The organism is Pseudomonas sp. SCT (genome assembly GCF_003864275.1).
Taxonomy (GTDB): Bacteria; Pseudomonadota; Gammaproteobacteria; order Pseudomonadales; family Pseudomonadaceae; genus Stutzerimonas; species Stutzerimonas stutzeri_AE.
In genome coordinates, this window is the sequence record NZ_BDJA01000007.1 from 195,506 (window position 1) to 213,244 (window position 17,739).

The following is a 17,739-nucleotide window of genomic DNA, read 5'->3' on the forward strand; positions in this document are numbered from 1 at the left end:
GCGAACGGCTCTGCATCTGGCTGGTCTGACTATACTGCGCCTATCCCGGTGATCCCGCTGCTGCGAGGCGAACCAGGGTTCTGTGCAGTCGTCCCTGGCGAAAGGAGTCCGGTTTGCCCGCAAGACTAGCGATCGGTTGGCATTCAATCGCATTTCTCGCAGCGTTTTTGCTGCTCGCTGCCCTTGGCTGGCAAGGCAAGCGCACGCAAGAAGCCCTGCTGCTGACGAATCAATCCGTCAATCAAAGCCTGGAGGTCATCACCTCGTTACAGGCCATTCTTTCCTCTCTGCAAGATATCGAATCTGGTGCTCGCGGGTTCATTCTGACCGGCGAGGAGGCCTACCTCGTTCCCTACGACCGCGGCCTGAGCCAGCTGGAAGTTCATCGGCGCAGTCTGCAGACCCAGGTTGTGGGCCGTAGCTTTCCTGACCAGCGTTGGTTTCAGGTGCTCGATACGACTATCGCTGAGCGGCTCCAGGTGGCCAGCGGCAATATTCAGGTGCGACGGGACTCGGGGCTGGAGGCGGCAGCAGGCAGCCTGCGCCTGGCGACCGGCAGGGTGCTGATGGATCGCTTGCGCGGCCTGCTAAACGCCGTCGAGCAGCGCGAGCGCCGTCAGCTCGCGGCGGCCAGTAGCGCGGTGGCCGTCACGACCCAGCGCGCCCAGCAGCTGGCGCTGGTTGGCAGCCTGGTGGTGATCGGTCTATTTCTCGCCGCGTTCTGGGCGGTGCAGCGAAACCTGCAGATTCGCCAGCAACTCGCGCGCACCGCACAGGCCGGTGAGGCACGCCTCGGCGCGCTGTTGCAGGCTATTCCCGATCATTTGTACGCCGTCGATGAGCGGCAGCGGGTTTCCAGCGTATCGCGCGGGATTCCTCGGCGGGCCCCCGCTCCCGAAGCAATCGAACCTCTACTGATCGATCTGCTGGGCCAAACCGACGACGGAACGATGCGGCAGAAGACCTGGTGCGAGCTGCAGACGCAGCGGACCTTCGAAGTTCGCCTGATGCCCACCGGGCTCGGCGATTACCTGGCGATCGCGCGGGATGTCAGCGAGCTGCAGCGCAACCGCGACACGCTGCACGACCAGCAAGTGTTCCTCCGCCGCGTGGTCGACACCGACGACAATCTGATCTTCGCTCGCGACGCCCAGGGCCGCTTTCTGCTCTGCAATACGGCACTGGCTGCGTTGCTCAATGGTCGGCCGCAGGATATCGAGCAGCGTCGCCCGGATGAACTGCCCTCTGCCCAGCTGTTACAGCCCATGCTACTCGGCGACGAAGAGCTGGCAGAGCTGGCAGGCGGTAGCGCGGAGCTGCGCACCACCGAGGTTGCGCTGACCGATGCTCACGGCGTTGAGCATTGGTTCCAGGTCGTCAAGCGCCCGCTCCGCATCTCGGCACGTACTTGCCATGTGGTCACGGTGGCGGTGGACATTTCATTGCGCCGGCGCATGGAGCAAATGAAGACCGAGTTCATCTCGACCGTCAGCCACGAACTGCGCACGCCGCTGACCGCCATTCGTGGTGCGCTCGGCATGCTTATTGGCGGAATTGCCGGCCACATTGGCGACGATGCGCGCCCGTTGATCGATATCGCCCACAAGAACAGTGAGCGGCTGGTACGGCTGATCAATGACATTCTCGACATCGAAAAGCTTGAGGCTGGTCGTTTGGCATTCAGCTTCGGCCGCCACGACGTGCGTGCGTTGGTGCAACAGGCGCTTTCCGACATCGCGCCTTACGCTCGCGAGTACGACGTCAGCGTCGAGTTCGTGGATGGCACTGACACGCACGCCAGCGATGCCACGCTGGACCCGGATCGCTTCGCGCAGGTGATGGCCAATCTACTGTCCAATGCCATAAAACACTCACCAGCCGGCGGCTGCGTAACGGTGGATCTTCGTTGCATTGGCGATAAGCTGGAATTGGGTGTTCAGGACCATGGTGCTGGTATTCCCGATGCCTTTCGTTCGCGAATTTTCGAGCGCTTCGCCCAGGCCGACTCCTCCGATGCCCGACAGCGAGGTGGCACCGGACTGGGGCTGGCGATCACCCGCTCGCTGGTTCAGCAGATGCATGGGCAGATCGGTTTCGACTCCCAGCCGGGGATGGGTACGCGTTTCTGGCTGCACCTGCCACTTGCAGAGCCGGGCCTACCGCCGTCGCAGGAGCCCGCGCCGCCGGTGCTCGGCACGGACAGCATCGGCAAGGCCCCGCTGATCCTGATACTCGAGCCAGATACACGCGCCGCCGAGCAGTTGGCGGCGGCATTGCATCAGCACGGCTATGCCACGCTGATCGCCAAGAGCGCGGCAGCTGCGCGCGAGCTGTTGACGCAGTTCAGAGTCCAGGCGCTGACCTTGAGCCCGGCGCTGGATGATGAAAACAGCGCGGCCTTTCTGCAGAGCCTGCGCAGCCAGCACAGCTATCGCAACCTGCCAGTGCTTATCGTCAGCCTGCAGCCACAGCGCCGTGACGAAGATGAAGGCATCCTGCGGGGCGGTGCCGTGGGCGTGATCGATTGGCTACACAAGCCTATCGACCCTTCACGGGTTCTTGAGGTGATTCGCGCCTGTCTGCAGACCCGAACGCACCGACCGCGCATCCTGCACGTGGAAGACGATGACGACCTCAGAGAGCTGCTCGCCAGACAGATAGCCGCCCTGGATGTCGAGCTGTCCGGCGCGGCTACGCTGCACGACGCACGGCAGCTGATCACGGCGCAACCGTTCGACCTCGCCATCATCGACCTGATGCTGCCAGACGGCGAAGGCACCGAACTGTTCGACCAGCTCGCGCAGAGCGTCCCTCCGCCGCCAGTGATCATCTTTTCCGCACTCGATACCCCGATTCAGGACAACCGCCTGGCGTTGCGCCAACTGGTGAAATCCCGTCACGACGGTGATGAGCTGGCCAAGCTGATCCAGCACCTGCTGCAGCACTGGCCGCCGGGGCACACTCACGAAACTGACGAGGCTCACCCATGAGCGAATCCGCCAGCAAACGCATTCTCATGGTGGAAGACGAAGAAGACATCGCCTTCCTCATCCGCTACATGCTCGAACGTCACGGCTTCGTCGTCGATCACGCCGCCGACGGTCGCCAGGCGCTGGAGCACTTCGCCCAGGCCGAACCGCCCGACCTGACGCTGATGGACATCATGTTGCCCTACCACGACGGCCTCGAACTCATCGAGCGGCTAAGGGCGCAGCCCGGTTGGGAAAGCGTGCCGGTGCTGATGCTGACGGCCAAGGCACGCGAGGTAGATATCGTCCGTGCGCTGGAGCTCGGTGCCGATGACTATGTGACCAAGCCGTTCCAGCCGGAAGAACTGCTGGCACGCATTCGACGGCTGCTGAGGGGCCGCCGATGAAGCCAGCGGTCGTGCTACTTGCCCTGGCGCTGCCCTGCGGTGCAGCGCTGGCGGACGTCGCTACCGCCGAGCGGCAGGTCCAGGCCCAGCAATTGGGCGCTGCCGAAGCGACCCTGCAGGCTCATCTGGCCCGGCAGCCGGACGATCAGGAGGCTAACTTTCTGCTCGCGCGCGTATTGAGCTGGCAAGGCCGCCCGGAACAGGCGCTGTCAATCTATGCGCGCTTGCTTGAGCGACAGCCGGACAATGCCGACTACCTGCTCGGCGAGGGTCAGGCGCTGCTCTGGGCCGGCCACCCGCAACGCGCTCTGGGATCGCTCGAGCGTGCAGCACGGCTCGCCCCGGACTATGCCGAGGTGCAACAGGTGATCCAGCAGGCTCGTGCCGCGCTGACCGTGCCCAGCACTGCAGCGGCTCCCGTGCCGGTGGTCGACGCAGCGACCAGGCGGCGCCACGAACTGGAAATTTCGGCCCGCCAGGATTGGCTCGACAGCGGCTTCGACAATTGGCGCAGCCAGCGTCTGGATTACGCCTCGACGAAACCTGAAAGCGTCGGCTGGTATGGCGCGCTCACGCGCGAGCAACGCTTCGGCGAGTGGGATGAGGGCGCGGAGGCCGGAGTGGTCATTCCGCTGGACGAAAACTGGACCTTGCAACCGGAGGTCGGTTATCAGCCCTCACCTTACTTTCTACCCGAGTGGCATGCCGATTTGCGTCTTCAGCGGCGGTTGCCCGATGGCTACCTCGGCGCCGTCAGTGTCCGTCGCACCGAGTACGAGACTACCCGGGTCGACCGCCTCGCGCTGAGCGCCGAACGCTACTGGAACGCCTGGCGCGCCGGCTACACCTTGAACGTTACCGACGTCGCCAATGCCGGTACGCCGATCGGCCATGACCTGGCCCTGGACTACTACTATCAGGGCCTGAGCTACGCCGGTCTGCGTCTGACGGTCGGAGAGGAAGAGGCGGTCGAAGAGCAGCAACTGATCACCAGTGATGTACACGCCATCAGCCTGCAGGGCCGCCACTGGTTCGACAGCAAGTGGGCGCTGAGCTGGGAAATCGGCCATCACCAGCAGGGCAGCTACTACGATCGACAATGGCTGCAGATCGGCCTGCGCCATGCTTTCTGAGTGGCTGGCGCACTGCCCACCTTGGCTGTGCGAAGCGCCGGGGCGGGCTTGGGCGAACCTCTGGCCGGAAGACCGCATGCTGCAACTGGCGTTGTACTGCGCTTTGGGCCTTGGCGCCCTGACGTTGCTGGTGCTGATACAGGTGCTCGTGCTTGGCGAAATATTCAGGCGGCGCGCCGTGCGCCGGCAGCAGTTCAACGAGCAGTGGCGGCCCTTCTTCGCGCTGTGCAGCCTGAGTGACGAGATGCCGCCCACCCATGCACCGCTGCCGCGCCGGCGTCAGCTCTGGTTTCTGTTGCAGTGGAACCGCACCCAACTGCAGCTACGCGGCGCCGCGCGCGAACGGATGAATCGGGCGCTCGTAGCCTTGGGGATGGACCGACATGCCCTGAGCCTGTTGCGTGGTCAGGTGCGCGGCAAGTTGATCGGTCTGACCTGCCTGCGCCATCTGGCTGACCCGGCACATTGGAATGCGGTGCAGCCGCTATTGACCAGCCGCAATTCCATTGTGGCGCTGGCCGCCGCACAAACCCTCGTTTCTATGGATGCCGCCAAGGCCATGCAGCTGATTCTGCCAGCTGCTGTCGATCGCCCCGACTGGGCGCTGCCCCGGCTGACCAGTCTCTGCCAGCAGGCCGGAGAGCAGGCGGTGACAACGCCGTTGCTGATCGTTCTGTCCAGCTCCCCAGACCCTCGGCGTGAGCGCCTGGTCAATCTGTTGGTATATGGCGACCCCCGCCACGCGGCGCCCTGGGCACGGGCGCGGCTGAATGAAGATGCGTCGACCGAGCAGTTGCAAGTGGCGTTGCGCTGCCTCAGCGAACTCGGCGACCCGCGTGATCGGCCTCGGCTGCTACGCGCCTTGCAACACGAGCAGGCGGATGTACGCCTGGCCGCACTGCAGGCGTTGCACAAACAGGCGAGAAGTGAGGACGGCGACGTGTTCCTCCCGCTCTTGTCCGACAGCAGCTGGTGGATACGCCAGGCTGCCGCCGACAGCCTGGCGACGATGCCTGGGGCCACGCTGGAAGGATTGCAGCGGCTACTCGAACAGGTACACGACCGGTACGGCAAGGATGCGCTACGCCGAGCCATGGCGGAGGTGCGCCGATGACCTCTGATTGGCTGTGGTGGCTGCAGGTCGCCTTCATTCTTTATTTCCTGCTGCTCAACGGCATGTACCTGCTGCTCAACATGCTGTCGATGGCAAGCCTTATGGGCTACATCCGGCAACGGGCTGAGACCGGCGAACTGGCACCCTACCTGGGTGTGGAGCCGCCGGTGTCGGTGCTGATGCCGGCGTTCAACGAGGAAGCGACCATCCGCACCTCGGTGCGCTCGATGCTGCAGCTACAGTACCCCGAGTTCGAGATCGTGGTGATCAACGACGGTTCGAAGGACAACACCCTCGCCGTGCTGATCGAGGAATTCGATCTGGTCCCGCACCCCGAGCCGCTGCGCCAGGCGGTCGCCCACCAGCCGGTAACGGCGATCTATCGTTCGCGGCGCTACGCCAATCTTCGGGTGGTGGACAAGGCCAACGGCGGCAAGGCGGATGCGCTCAATGCCGGTATCAACGCGGCACGCCACGGGCTGTTCTGCGGCGTCGACGCCGACTCGATCCTGCAGCGCGACAGTCTGCTGCGCGTGGTGCAACCCTTCCTCGAAGACGAGCGCACCATTGCCGCCGGTGGCACCGTGCGCATCGCCAACGGCTCGCAGGTGCGTGGCGGCTTTCTTATCCAGGCCGGGTTGCCCCGCAACTGGCTGGCGCGTTTCCAGATCGTCGAATACCTGCGTGCGTTTCTCTTCGGCCGTCTCGGCTGGTCGCCGCTCAATGCCGTGCTGATCATCTCCGGGGCCTTCGGCCTGTTCGACCGCGAACGGGTGATGGCGGTCGGCGGCTATCGCACCGATACCGTCGGCGAGGACATGGAACTGGTGGTGCGGCTGCACCGCTATCACCGCGAAAGACGCATCCCATACCGCATTCGTTACCTGCCCGATCCGATCTGCTGGACCGAATGCCCGGAAGACCTCGGCACCCTCGGCCGCCAGCGCAGCCGCTGGCAACGCGGCCTGGCCGAAAGCCTGAGCCGGCATGCGCGGCTGGCCTTCAGCCTGCGTGGCGGTACGCCGGGCTGGTTGGCCTGGCCGTTCATGGCACTGTTCGAGTGGATCGGCCCGCTGATCGAACTGGTCGGCTACGGCTTCATGCTCGGGGGCTTTGCCTTTGGTGCGGTGTCCTACGCGGCGCTGGCAGCCTTCCTGCTGGTGGCGATCGGCATGGGCATCCTGCTGTCGGTCAACGGCCTGCTGCTGGAGACCATGTCGTTCCGCGTCTACAGCCGCCGACGCGACATGCTGCAGCTGTTTCTGATGGCCGTGCTGGAGAACTTCGGCTACCGCCAGCTGAATACCGTCTGGCGCTGCCGCGGGCTCTGGCAATGGTTCTCGCGACGCAAGCACCACTGGGGCGCAATGCGTCGCAGCGGGCAGTGGGGGCAAAGCTAGCTGAACGCTCAAAAAACGTAGGGTGGATCACGCTTCATCGATCAACCATGGCCGTGCAACAAGGTGGATGCAAAAAGCGACATCCACCCTACGGATGCCGTCAGAGCTGAATCCAGGTCGCCTTCAGCTCTGTGTACTTGTCGAAGGCGTGCAGCGACTTGTCACGGCCGTTGCCGGACTGCTTGAAGCCGCCGAACGGCGCGGTCATGTCGCCGCCGTCGTACTGGTTAACCCACACGCTGCCGGCGCGCAGCGCCCGTGCCGTGCGGTGCGCCTTGGACAGGTCGGCGGTCCAGACGGCGGCGGCGAGGCCGTAGGGCGTGTCGTTGGCGATCGCCACCGCTTCCTCGGCGTTGTCGAAGGTGATAACCGACAGCACCGGGCCGAAGATTTCTTCCTGGGCGATCTTCATCGCATTGTCTACGCCATCGAAGATGGTCGGCTCGACGTACAGCCCGCCGGTTTCCTCCAGCGTACGCTGGCCGCCAATCAGCACCTGCGCACCCGCTTCACGGCCGGCGTCGATATAGCCGAGCACGGTGTTGAGCTGCTGGGTGTCTACCAACGCGCCGACGTTGGTCGCCGGGTCCAGCGGGTTGCCCGGCTTCCAGCCCTTGAGCGCCTCCACCACCATGGGCAGGAAGCGCTCCTTGACCGACCGCTCTACCAGCAGCCGCGAGCCGGCGGTGCAGACCTCGCCCTGGTTGAAAGCAATGGCGCCGGCCGCGGCTTGCGCTGCCGCCTGCAGGTCGGGCGCATCGGCGAAGACGATGTTCGGACTCTTGCCGCCCGCCTCCAGCCAGACGCGCTTCATGTTCGACTCGCCGGCATAGATCATCAGCTGCTTGGCTACGCGGGTGGAGCCGGTGAAGACCAGGGTATCGACGTCCATGTGCAGCGCCAGCGCCTTGCCGACGGTGTGGCCGTAGCCCGGCAGAACATTCAGTACGCCGGCCGGAATGCCGGCGTCGATCGCCAGCTGGGCGATGCGGATAGCGGTCAGCGGCGACTTCTCGGAGGGCTTGAGCACCACCGAGTTGCCGGTGGCCAGCGCCGGGCCGAGCTTCCAGCAGGCCATCATCAGGGGGAAATTCCACGGCACGATGGCCGCCACCACGCCGACCGGCTCGCGGGTGACCAGGCCCAGCTGGTCGTGGGGCGTGGCCGCCACCTCGTCGTAGATCTTGTCGATCGCCTCGCCGCTCCAGCGCAGCGCCCGCGCGGCACCGGGAATGTCCACCGCCTGCGAGTCGCCGATCGGCTTGCCCATGTCGAGGGTCTCCAGCAGGGCCAGCTCCTCGCGGTTCGCTTCCAGCAGGTCGGCGAAGCGGATCAGCACCGCCTTGCGCTTGGCCGGCGCCAGCTTCGCCCAGCTGCCTGCCTCGAATGCGGCACGGGCGCTGGCCACTGCACGCTCGGCATCGGCCTGGTCGCAGCTCGCGACCTGGGCCAGCACTCGCCCGTCCACCGGGCTGATGCAGTCGAACTGGCCTCCGTCCGCCGCGGCGCAATACTCACCCTGGATAAAGGCGCGACCTTCGATGTGCAGGTCGCGGGCACGCTGTTGCCAGTCGGCGAGGGTCAGGGTGGGCATGGTGCATCCTCTCTAGTCAGGTCTTCGGGCTGTGGAAAAGGCACCCTAAACCAGCGGCGCGGACCCTATCAATATTTTTTACGAACGGCCGGTCAATCGCCTTGTTTTGTTCGTTTTATTAAACATAGACTCGATGAAAACCCTGCGGCTCGCCGTCGCAGCATAGCCGCTCGCCACCCGGAGCCAGCCCCATGTCACAGGATTTCCATCCCAACGCCTCGCCCGATCACTTCTGGATGCCCTTCACCGCCAACCGCCAGTTCAAGGCCACGCCGCGCCTGCTGGAGAGCGCCGAGGGCATGTATTACACGGCGAGCGACGGCCGCCAGGTACTCGACGGCACGGCCGGGCTCTGGTGCTGCAATGCCGGCCATGGGCGCCGCGAGATCAGCGAAGCGGTGAGCAAGCAGATCGCCAAGATGGACTTCGCGCCGACCTTTCAGATGGGCCATCCGCTACCTTTCGAGCTGGCCGAGAAACTCGCCGCCATCAGCCCCGAAGGACTGAACCGGGTGTTCTTCACCAACTCCGGATCGGAGTCGGCGGATACCGCGCTGAAGATCGCCCTCGCCTATCAGCGCGCCATCGGTCAGGGCTCGCGCACGCGGCTGATCGGCCGCGAATTGGCCTATCACGGCGTCGGTTTCGGCGGCATGTCGGTGGGTGGCATGGCCAACAACCGCCGCGCCTTCGGCCCGATGCTGCCGGGTGTCGATCACCTGCCGCATACCCTCGATCTGCAGCGCAACGCCTTCAGCAAGGGCCTGCCGCAGCATGGCGTGGAGCGCGCCGATGAGCTGGAGCGGCTGGTGACGCTGCATGGTGCGGAGAACATCGCCGCGGTGATCGTCGAGCCAATGTCCGGCTCGGCCGGGGTGATCCTGCCGCCAGTTGGCTATCTGCAGCGGCTGCGTGAGATCACTTCCAAACACGGCATCCTGCTGATCTTCGATGAGGTCATCACCGGCTTCGGCCGTGTCGGCGAGGCCTTCGCCGCGCAGCGCTGGGGCGTCACGCCGGACATCCTCACCTGCGCCAAGGGTCTGACCAACGGCGCGATCCCCATGGGGGCGGTACTGGTCGCCGACCACCTGTTCGATGCCTTCATGAAGGGCCCGGAAAGCGTCATCGAGTTCTTCCACGGTTACACCTATTCCGGGCACCCGGTGGCCTGCGCAGCGGCGCTGGCAACGCAGGAGATCTATCAGCAGGAAAACCTGTTCCAGAAAGCCATCGACCTGGAGCCCTACTGGCAGGAAGCGCTTTTCAGCCTGCGCGACCTGCCCAACGTGATCGATATCCGCACGGTCGGGCTGGTCGCGGGTATCCAGTTCGCCGCCCATGCCGATGGCGTCGGCAAGCGCGGTTACGAAGTGTTCCGCGAGTGTTTCGAGAAGGGGCTGCTGGTACGCGCCAGCGGCGACACCATTGCGCTGTCGCCGGCGCTGATCGTCGAGAAGGCCGAGATCGACCAGATGATGGAGCTGCTCGCCGACGGCATCCGCAAGGCGGGCTGAGCCTGCGCCAACCACTCATCGTGGGAGGCGCCCCTCGCGGCGATGCAGGCCGCAGGTCTGCCCGTGAAGCGAGGGGTCAGCCGAAGCGGCCGCAAAACGTCACAGCGACTCCAGACAGTCGGCGAGGGTGTCGCCGAGGCCTTCGAGCAAGCGCTCGTAACCCTTGGCGTCCGTCGGCAGGCCGACGCCCAATACGTCCAGTTCCGCCATCTTCACCGGCAGGCCGGCGGTCAGCGTTTCGGCCAGACGCGGTCGTGCTGGCGGTTCGCTGAACACGCAGCTCGGCCCGGCCTGCTGCAGGCGCTCGCGCATCGCCGCGACGTGGCGTGCACCCGGCTGAGCCTCGCCGCCGGCGCTGAACACGCCAGCGTGGCGCAGGCCGTACGCGGCTTCGAAGTAGTCGTAGGCTTCGTGGAAGACGAAGAATGGTTTGTTCTGCACCTTGGCGAAGCGCTGCTTCAGATGCGCATCGAGCGCCGCGATGCGCTGAGCGAAAATCGCCGTATTGGCGTGATACTGCTCTGCGTTCGCCGGATCGGCTGCAGCCAGATCCTCCGCCATGCGCTCGGCGATCACCAGAGCGTTGGCGGGCAACAGCCACAGGTGCGCATCCAGTGAACCAGGGCGATGGTCGTGATCGTGCTCGTCGGCATGAGCGGAATGGTCATGCTCGTCATGATCATGACCTTCATGCGTGCCGTGGTCGTCATGGCCGTGCTCGTCGTGATCGTTCTCAGCATGGACATGCGCATCGCCGAAGCGGCGCAGGGTCAGCTTCGGCAGGTCCTGCACCGCTACGGTCGTGCCTTCGCGAGCGCTCAGCGCACGCGGCAGAAAGCTCTCCAGATCAGGGCCGATCCAGTAGAACAGTTCGGCATCGCGCAGCCGCCGTACGTCGGACGGGCGCAACGAGTAATGATGCGCCGAAGCGCTGGCCGGCAGCAGCACATCGGGTTCGCCTACGCCGTCTTGTACCGCTGCGGCGATCAGCTGCAGCGGCTTGATGCTGGTCAGTACACGGACTTCGGCCTGGGCAGAGGAGGCGCCAGCGAGCAGCGCCGCCAGCAACGGAAAGGAGCAAAGACGATTCACGGGCATCACTCGAACGGAAAGAATTGGTACATAATAACGTCTCTCCCCTTACACGTCGCCGCCCATGTCCAAGACTCCACTGGCCTGCACGCCCCACGACCACGACCACTGCGTCAGCCATGCGTTGGCCGAAGCCGACAGCCTTTGCGCACGCCAGGGCGTACGCCTGACCGCCTTGCGCAAGCGCGTGCTGGAGCTGGTCTGGCAAAGCCACAGGCCGCTCGGCGCCTACGACATTCTCGCCGTGCTGAGCGAGCAGGATGGCCGTCGTGCAGCGCCGCCCACCGTTTATCGTGCGCTGGATTTCCTGCTGGAAAACGGCCTGGTGCATCGCATCGCGTCGCTCAATGCCTTCATGGGTTGCAACCACCCGGAGCATCCGCATCAGGGCCAGTTCCTCATCTGCCGCAATTGCCACACTGCCATCGAGCTGGAGCAGCCGGCCATTGCCGCCGCCATTGACAGCGCCGCCGGCAGCGTCGGCTTCGCCGTCGAGGGCCAGACCGTGGAAGTCGTTGGGCTCTGCTCGAACTGCCGGAAAGCCGCATGAGCGAAGTGCTGCTGAGGCTGGATGACATCCATGTGCGCTTCGCCAACCAGAACGTACTGGAAGGCGCGCAACTGCAGGTGCATCGCGGCGAGATCGTCACCCTGATCGGCCCTAACGGCGCCGGCAAGACCACCCTGGTGCGTGCCGTGCTCGGTTTGCTCAAACCCGATCAGGGGCAGGTCTGGCGCAAGCCGAAGCTGCGTGTCGGCTACATGCCGCAGAAGCTGCACGTCGATCCCACCTTGCCCTTGTCGGTACTGCGCTTTCTGCGCCTGGTCCCCGGCGTCGACCGCGCCCGTGCCCTCGCAGCGCTGGGCGAAGTCGGCGCCGAGCACGTCATCGACAGCCCGCTGCAGAAAATTTCCGGTGGCGAAATGCAGCGTGTGCTGCTCGCCCGTGCCCTGCTGCGCGAACCGGAGCTGCTGGTGCTCGACGAACCGGTGCAGGGTGTCGACGTTTCCGGCCAGGCCGAGCTGTACCGGCTGATCGGCGTGCTGCGCGACCGCTATGGCTGCGGCGTGCTGATGGTCTCCCACGACCTGCACCTGGTGATGAGCGCTACGGATCAGGTGGTCTGCCTGAACCGGCACGTCTGCTGCTCGGGGCATCCGGAGCAGGTCAGCAGCGACCCGGCCTTCGTCGAGCTGTTCGGCCAGGATGCGCGCAGCCTGGCGATCTACCACCACCAGCACGATCACAGCCACGACCTGCACGGCAGCGTCGTGATCGGCAAACCCCACGTTCACGGCCCGAACTGCAAGCATTAGACAGAGCATCAGATGCCCGATTTCCTTCTCAACGCCCTGCTCGCCGGCCTCGCCCTGGCGCTGGTCGCCGGCCCGCTCGGCTCCTTCGTCGTCTGGCGGCGCATGGCCTATTTCGGCGATACCCTGTCCCACGCCGCGCTGTTCGGCGTCGCCCTCGGGCTGATGCTGGACGTCAATCTGACCCTGGCGGTGACCGTCGGCTGCGTGCTGCTCGCCCTGCTGCTGGTGACCCTGCAGCAGCGCCAGCCGCTGGCCTCGGATACGTTGCTCGGCATCCTGGCCCACAGCACGCTTTCGCTCGGCCTGGTCTCGCTGAGTTTCATGAAGGATGTGCGCGTCGACCTGATGGGCTATCTGTTCGGCGACCTGCTCGCCGTGGGGCCGAGCGATCTGGCCTGGATCGTTGGCGGCAGCGCCCTGGTGCTGCTGATGCTGATCCCGCTGTGGCGGCCGCTGCTGGCGATCACCGTGCACGAGGAGCTGGCCAAGGTCGAAGGCCTGCCGGTGGCGGGCATCCGCCTGGCGCTGATGCTGCTGATCGCCGTGGTGATCGCCGTGGCGATGAAGATCGTCGGCGTGCTGCTGATCACCTCGCTGCTGATCATTCCTGCCGCCGCCGCACAGCGCCATGCGCGCACGCCGGAGCAGATGGCGCTGGGCGCGAGCATCCTGGGAATCGTCGCCGTGTGCCTGGGGCTGACGCTGTCCTGGTACGAGGACACCCCGGCCGGCCCGTCCATCGTGGTCAGCGCCGCCGCACTGTTCCTGCTCAGCTTCGCCTGGCCGAAACGCGCCTGATGAGCGACCTGAAATACCTGCTCGGCTACCCCGAGCCGCTGTTGGCTCAGGTGCGCCAGCTGATCGCAGAGGATCGCCTGGGCGACTACCTCGCGCGGCGTTACCCGGAGCGGCACCAGGTGCAGAGCGACAAGGCGCTGTACGGCTACGTGCAGCAGCTCAAGCAGGATCATCTGAAAAGTGCGCCGCCGATCGACAAGGTGCTCTATGACAGTCGCCTGGACCTGACCCATCGGGCGCTGGGCCTGCATACCGCGGTGTCACGGGTGCAGGGCGGCAAGCTCAAGGCGAAAAAGGAGATTCGCGTCGCCGCGCTGTTCCGCGAAGCGGCGCCGGAATTCCTCAAGATGATCGTGGTGCATGAGCTCGCCCATCTGCGCGAAAGTGAGCACAACCGCGCCTTCTACAAGCTGTGCGAACACATGCTGCCGGGCTACGGGCAGATCGAGTTCGACCTGCGGCTGTTCCTGCACTGGCGCGAGCTGCGGGCCCAGGATGCCGAACCCGGCGGCTACGCCTGACGCCCAATGGCGCCAGGCGTGCGGTTGCATGCCGGCAGCGCTCAGATCCAGCCCAGCCAGCGCCACCAGGTTGCCGCGAACAACAACATGGTCAAATAACCGATCAGCGTCACCAGCACGCCGACCTTGGCGAACTGCCGGGCGCTGAAGGTTTCAGTGCCCAGGCAGACCATGTTCTGCGGTGCGTTGATTGGCAGGATGAAGCCGTAACTGACGACGAAACCGAGCAGCATGGTCATCCCCAGCCGGCTGAAGTCCCCTGGCAGGCTGAGCAACACCGAGATCAGGATCGGCAGCATGGCCGAGGTCAGCGCCGTGGCACTGGCAAAGCCCAGATGGATCACGATGAGAAAGGCGCCGAGGATGGCGAAGATGCCCAGCGGCCCCACCACGCCAAGCCCGGTGTGGGCGACCACCTGCGCGCCGAGCCACTGTCCGGCCTGGGTCGTGAGCAATACCGTGCCGAGGCTGATCCCGACGCCGAAGACGATCACCGTGCCCCAGGGCACTCGCGTCTGAACCTCCTTCCAGTTCATCACGCCGATGCGCGGCAGCATCAGGATCACCAGGCCGGCATAGGTGGTACTGGTGGTGTCGAAGCTGTGCAACTTGCCCTCGGTGGCCCAGCACAGCAGTAGACCGATGGACACGGCGAGCAGGCGCTTCTGCGCCGAGGTCATCGGCCCGAGTTCGGCGAGCGAGCGCGCCACGGCTTCCTTGCCACCGGCTATCCGCTCGGTTTCCGGTGGCAGCAGCTTGAGCACGATGAACAGCAGCACGAAGGACATCAGCACGGCCCAGGGCGCGCCGGCGATGAGCCAGTCGATCCAGCTGACCCGCTCTCCCAGCAGCTTGTCCATGAAGCCCACCAGCAGCAGGTTTTGCGCCGCGGCGGTCTGGATGCCGATGTTCCAGATGCTGGTGCCCTGGGCGACGATGATCATCATGCCGGCGGCAAAGTTGGAACGTTTGTCGATGCCGAACGCGGTGATGATGCCGAGCATGATCGGCACCACGCAGGCGGCGCGTGCAGTGGCGCTGGGCACCACCAGGCTGAGCAGGACGATGACCACCAGCGTGCCGCCGAGGATATGCCGCGAACTGGTGCCGACCCTGGAGAGGGTCATCAAGGCAATGCGCCGGTCGAGCCCGGTAAGCGTCATCGCTGCGGCGATGAACAGCGCGCCCGCGACCAGCGCCAATGCAGGATTGGCGAAACCGGAAAGCCCCATGCCTATCGCCTTCGAGGTGCCGTAGACCACCTCGGGGTTCTCCAGCGTAGGCGCCGTGCCCACGAGGAACGCCAGCAGTGCGGTGATCATGATCGCGCTGACCTCGTAGGACACCGCTTCGGTGATCCACACCACCACTGCGAACACCAGGATGGCCAAGACACGCTGACCAGCCACGGGCAGATCGGCCGGCAACGGCATCAGCAGCACGCCAATCAGTGCCAGTAGGGCCACCAACAGACCGATCGGGATGCCGAGCAGACCTTGGCGAAGGACTACGTTAGGGGTATCGCTCATGGTAAGGCTCCATCCGCTGACAGACGCCTTCAGCATGGGCAAGCCAGACCACCACAACCATGACCTGCGTCTATTGCGGGCCTTTGCGGCGAGTTAACCAAGTAAAAAAAGCAGAACGCCGGCATGCGCCGGCGTTCTGTGCTCGATGACTCGCCGCCAGGTTCAAGCGGGCTGGTGCTCGCTCGAACCTCGCGCAAACCTCAAGCGGGGATGGCCTCCGCGGCGGCCTCGCGCGCCCAGACGCGATGCTGACCGAGTGCCTGGGCAAAGTTGCCAAACACCCCAGCCACGTCATCGCCTTCCAGCAGACCGGCGTCGGGTTGCAGACCGAGCGATGCCAACAGCGGACGCGCCGCGCCGAGCACTACGATGGGTTTCAGGTGCTTGTAGGCCTCCAGCACGTAGTGCTTGGCCTCGCCGGATTTGGCCATGGCCGCCGCCGCATCGGCGCCGCCGGGGACGAACACGGCGTCGAACATCACCGAAGGCATGCCATCCATCGCCGCGTCGACGACGAGCATCTGCCCCTCGGCGGTCTTCACCGGCGCGGGTGACGGACCGATGATCTTGGCCAGCGCCCCCTCCGAAGCCAGTTTGGCCTTGAACGCATCGATCGCCGCACCATCGACGCCGTTGGCTACCAGAATCGCCACCTTGCGCGACTTGATGTTGCCGGGCGCGTGGTTCATCAGGCTCAGTGCCGGCGAGCTTTGCACGCTGGACGCCTTGGTGGTGACGGTCGGTGCGCTCGGCGCCGGCAGCCCCAGGTTTTCGGCGACGCGGCGGGCCAGCTCCAAATCGATATTGGCGAGGATCTCGTTGACCTGGCGCTCGCGGATGAACACCCGCTCGACTTTGCCCAGCTCGAAGGTATAGGCGCCGACGATGTGCTCCTTCTCCGGACCGCTCATGCTGTTCCAGAACAGCGTGGCCTGGGAGAAGTGGTCGCCGAAGGATTCGCTGCGGTTGCGGATCTTGTGACCCTCGACCCGCTCCGGATAGCTCTCGAAGCCACCACCCTGAGCTGCTGGCGGGGTTTCCTTGGGCCAGCCACTGTCGATCGAGTTGGGCTCGTAGTTGGCGCGGCCCTTGTGGATGGTCTGGCGATGGAAAGCGTCGCGCTGGTTGTTGTGGAACGGACAGACCGGGCGGTTGATCGGGATCTCGTGGAAGTTCGGCCCACCGAGACGCAGCAGCTGGGTGTCGGTGTAGGAGAACAGCCGGCCCTGCAGCAGCGGGTCGTTGGTGAAGTCGATGCCCGGCACGATATGGCCAATGTGGAAGGCGGCCTGCTCGGTTTCGGCGAAGAAGTTGTCCGGGTTGCGGTTGAGGGTCATCTTGCCGAGCTTCTGCACCGGCACCAGCTCCTCGGGAATGAGCTTGGTTGGGTCGAGCAGGTCGAAATCGAATTTGTGCTCGTCGGCCTCTTCCACCACCTGCACGCCCAGCTCCCACTCGAAGTAGTCGCCCATCTCGATGGACTCCCACATGTCGCGGCGGTTGAAGTCCGGGTCCTTGCCGGCGATCTTCAGCGTCTCGTCCCAGACCAGCGAGAAGGCGCCCGCGACCGGCTTCCAGTGAAACTTGACGAAGCGGCTCGTGCCCTCGGCATTGATCAGGCGGAACGTATGCACGCCAAAGCCTTCCATCGCCCGGAAGCTGCGCGGCAGGGCGCGGTCGGACATGGTCCAGAGCACCATGTGCGCCGATTCCGGGGTCAGCGAGACGAAGTCCCAGAAGCTGTCGTGAGCCGATTGCGCCTGCGGGATTTCGTTGTGCGGCTCGGGTTTGACCGCATGCACGAAGTCCGGAAACTTGATCGCATCCTGAATGAAGAACACCGGCATGTTGTTGCCGACCAGGTCGAAGTTGCCCTCGTCGGTGTAGAACTTGGTGGCGAAGCCGCGCACGTCGCGCACGGTGTCGGCCGAGCCGCGCGAGCCCTGCACGGTGGAGAAGCGCGTGAAGACCGGGGTTTCCTTGCCTTCGGCGGCGAGAAACGAGGCCTTGGTCAGCCAGCTGTGGTCGGCGTAGCTGACGAACACACCGTGCGCCGCCGAACCGCGCGCATGCACGATGCGCTCGGGGATGCGCTCGTGGTCAAAGTGGGTGAGCTTCTCGCGCATGATGAAGTCTTCGAGCAGCGAGGGCCCACGATCGCCGGCCTTGAGGGTGTTCTGGTTGTCGGCGATCTTCACGCCCTGGTTGGTGCGCAACGCCGCGCCGGTGGCGTCGCTGCGAAATTCTTCCAGCTGATCGAGCTTGGCGTTGTGATTGGCACGGTCGACGGTATCGGTGCCGGCCAGCTCGCTCTGTTTAGGGGTCTTTTCGGTCATGATGGGCCTCCA

The 17,739-nt window shown here is 65.0% G+C and carries 14 protein-coding genes; 10 read left to right on the forward strand and 4 right to left on the reverse strand.

The window, feature by feature from the left end:
• Positions 1–113 precede the first annotated feature (113 nt).
• From BHD08_RS18090 to BHD08_RS18110, 5 genes are all read left to right on the forward strand, one after another.
• Positions 114–2,990: a CHASE3 domain-containing protein gene (locus BHD08_RS18090; RefSeq protein WP_125023985.1), complete on the forward strand. Its 2,877-nt coding sequence runs from the start codon at positions 114–116 to the stop codon at positions 2,988–2,990.
• Positions 2,987–3,376 (forward strand): response regulator transcription factor, encoded by a 390-nt coding sequence (locus BHD08_RS18095; RefSeq protein ID WP_058063274.1) that lies wholly within the window; start codon positions 2,987–2,989, stop codon positions 3,374–3,376. Before BHD08_RS18090 ends, BHD08_RS18095 begins: the two co-directional genes overlap by 4 nt.
• The gene (locus BHD08_RS18100) at positions 3,373–4,509 is read left to right on the forward strand and encodes a YaiO family outer membrane beta-barrel protein (RefSeq protein ID WP_058063275.1); all 1,137 of its coding nucleotides are present in this window, start codon (positions 3,373–3,375) and stop codon (positions 4,507–4,509) included. Before BHD08_RS18095 ends, BHD08_RS18100 begins: the two co-directional genes overlap by 4 nt.
• 76 nt (positions 4,510–4,585) lie before the next feature.
• Positions 4,586–5,623, forward strand: coding sequence for a HEAT repeat domain-containing protein (locus tag BHD08_RS18105; protein ID WP_256678724.1), 1,038 nt, complete (start codon positions 4,586–4,588; stop codon positions 5,621–5,623).
• On the forward strand, positions 5,620–7,023 hold the full coding sequence (locus BHD08_RS18110; protein ID WP_102821282.1) for a glycosyltransferase: 1,404 nt from the start codon (positions 5,620–5,622) through the stop codon (positions 7,021–7,023). The genes BHD08_RS18105 and BHD08_RS18110 overlap by 4 nt, the downstream gene beginning before the upstream one ends.
• Before the next feature lie 100 nt (positions 7,024–7,123).
• Here the strand turns inward: BHD08_RS18110 and BHD08_RS18115 are convergent, their stop codons facing one another.
• The gene (locus tag BHD08_RS18115) at positions 7,124–8,617 is read right to left on the reverse strand and encodes an aldehyde dehydrogenase (RefSeq protein WP_058063278.1); all 1,494 of its coding nucleotides are present in this window, start codon (positions 8,615–8,617) and stop codon (positions 7,124–7,126) included.
• A 191-nt stretch (positions 8,618–8,808) separates the two neighbouring features.
• Here BHD08_RS18115 and BHD08_RS18120 point away from each other — a divergent pair, with 191 nt between their 5' ends.
• Complete coding sequence (locus BHD08_RS18120; RefSeq protein ID WP_125023987.1) at positions 8,809–10,134, forward strand: aspartate aminotransferase family protein; 1,326 nt, start codon at positions 8,809–8,811, stop codon at positions 10,132–10,134.
• Positions 10,135–10,233: 99 nt separating this feature from the next.
• On the opposite strand, the gene znuA is transcribed toward BHD08_RS18120, so the two are convergent.
• Entirely contained in the window at positions 10,234–11,226 is a 993-nt protein-coding gene (znuA, locus tag BHD08_RS18125; RefSeq protein ID WP_125023989.1) for a zinc ABC transporter substrate-binding protein ZnuA, read from the reverse strand.
• A 64-nt stretch (positions 11,227–11,290) separates the two neighbouring features.
• Here znuA and zur point away from each other — a divergent pair, with 64 nt between their 5' ends.
• The 4 genes from zur to BHD08_RS18145 are packed head-to-tail and all read left to right on the forward strand — an operon-like array spanning position 11,291 to position 13,862.
• Positions 11,291–11,776 (forward strand): zinc uptake transcriptional repressor Zur, encoded by a 486-nt coding sequence (gene zur, locus BHD08_RS18130; protein WP_003282403.1) that lies wholly within the window; start codon positions 11,291–11,293, stop codon positions 11,774–11,776.
• Positions 11,773–12,543, forward strand: coding sequence for a zinc ABC transporter ATP-binding protein ZnuC (gene znuC, locus BHD08_RS18135; protein WP_058063280.1), 771 nt, complete (start codon positions 11,773–11,775; stop codon positions 12,541–12,543). Before zur ends, znuC begins: the two co-directional genes overlap by 4 nt.
• Before the next feature lie 12 nt (positions 12,544–12,555).
• Positions 12,556–13,341: a zinc ABC transporter permease subunit ZnuB gene (znuB, locus tag BHD08_RS18140; protein WP_042926635.1), complete on the forward strand. Its 786-nt coding sequence runs from the start codon at positions 12,556–12,558 to the stop codon at positions 13,339–13,341.
• Entirely contained in the window at positions 13,341–13,862 is a 522-nt protein-coding gene (locus BHD08_RS18145; protein ID WP_125023991.1) for a YgjP-like metallopeptidase domain-containing protein, read from the forward strand. The genes znuB and BHD08_RS18145 overlap by 1 nt, the downstream gene beginning before the upstream one ends.
• 41 nt (positions 13,863–13,903) lie before the next feature.
• Here the strand turns inward: BHD08_RS18145 and BHD08_RS18150 are convergent, their stop codons facing one another.
• Both BHD08_RS18150 and katE read right to left on the reverse strand, forming a co-directional pair.
• Positions 13,904–15,391 carry a DASS family sodium-coupled anion symporter gene (locus BHD08_RS18150; protein WP_125023993.1) on the reverse strand — a complete coding sequence of 496 codons (1,488 nt, stop codon included), beginning with the start codon at positions 15,389–15,391 and terminating at the stop codon, positions 13,904–13,906.
• Positions 15,392–15,591: 200 nt separating this feature from the next.
• Positions 15,592–17,727 carry a catalase HPII gene (gene katE / locus BHD08_RS18155; RefSeq protein WP_125023996.1) on the reverse strand — a complete coding sequence of 712 codons (2,136 nt, stop codon included), beginning with the start codon at positions 17,725–17,727 and terminating at the stop codon, positions 15,592–15,594.
• Between the last annotated feature and the right edge of the window lie 12 nt (positions 17,728–17,739).

What these genes read in the sequence shown, in the direction of transcription:
- znuB (WP_042926635.1), top strand. Translation starts at nt 12,556, where the DNA reads ATGCCCGATTTCCTTCTCAACGCCCTGCTCGCCGGCCTCGCCCTGGCG.
- BHD08_RS18145 (WP_125023991.1), top strand. Translation starts at nt 13,341, where the DNA reads ATGAGCGACCTGAAATACCTGCTCGGCTACCCCGAGCCGCTGTTGGCT.
- znuC (WP_058063280.1), top strand. Translation starts at nt 11,773, where the DNA reads ATGAGCGAAGTGCTGCTGAGGCTGGATGACATCCATGTGCGCTTCGCC.
- BHD08_RS18105 (WP_256678724.1), top strand. Translation starts at nt 4,586, where the DNA reads ATGCTGCAACTGGCGTTGTACTGCGCTTTGGGCCTTGGCGCCCTGACG.
- BHD08_RS18150 (WP_125023993.1), bottom strand. Translation starts at nt 15,391, where the DNA reads ATGAGCGATACCCCTAACGTAGTCCTTCGCCAAGGTCTGCTCGGCATC.
- BHD08_RS18120 (WP_125023987.1), top strand. Translation starts at nt 8,809, where the DNA reads ATGTCACAGGATTTCCATCCCAACGCCTCGCCCGATCACTTCTGGATG.
- BHD08_RS18115 (WP_058063278.1), bottom strand. Translation starts at nt 8,617, where the DNA reads ATGCCCACCCTGACCCTCGCCGACTGGCAACAGCGTGCCCGCGACCTG.
- katE (WP_125023996.1), bottom strand. Translation starts at nt 17,727, where the DNA reads ATGACCGAAAAGACCCCTAAACAGAGCGAGCTGGCCGGCACCGATACC.
- zur (WP_003282403.1), top strand. Translation starts at nt 11,291, where the DNA reads ATGTCCAAGACTCCACTGGCCTGCACGCCCCACGACCACGACCACTGC.
- BHD08_RS18110 (WP_102821282.1), top strand. Translation starts at nt 5,620, where the DNA reads ATGACCTCTGATTGGCTGTGGTGGCTGCAGGTCGCCTTCATTCTTTAT.
- BHD08_RS18095 (WP_058063274.1), top strand. Translation starts at nt 2,987, where the DNA reads ATGAGCGAATCCGCCAGCAAACGCATTCTCATGGTGGAAGACGAAGAA.
- BHD08_RS18100 (WP_058063275.1), top strand. Translation starts at nt 3,373, where the DNA reads ATGAAGCCAGCGGTCGTGCTACTTGCCCTGGCGCTGCCCTGCGGTGCA.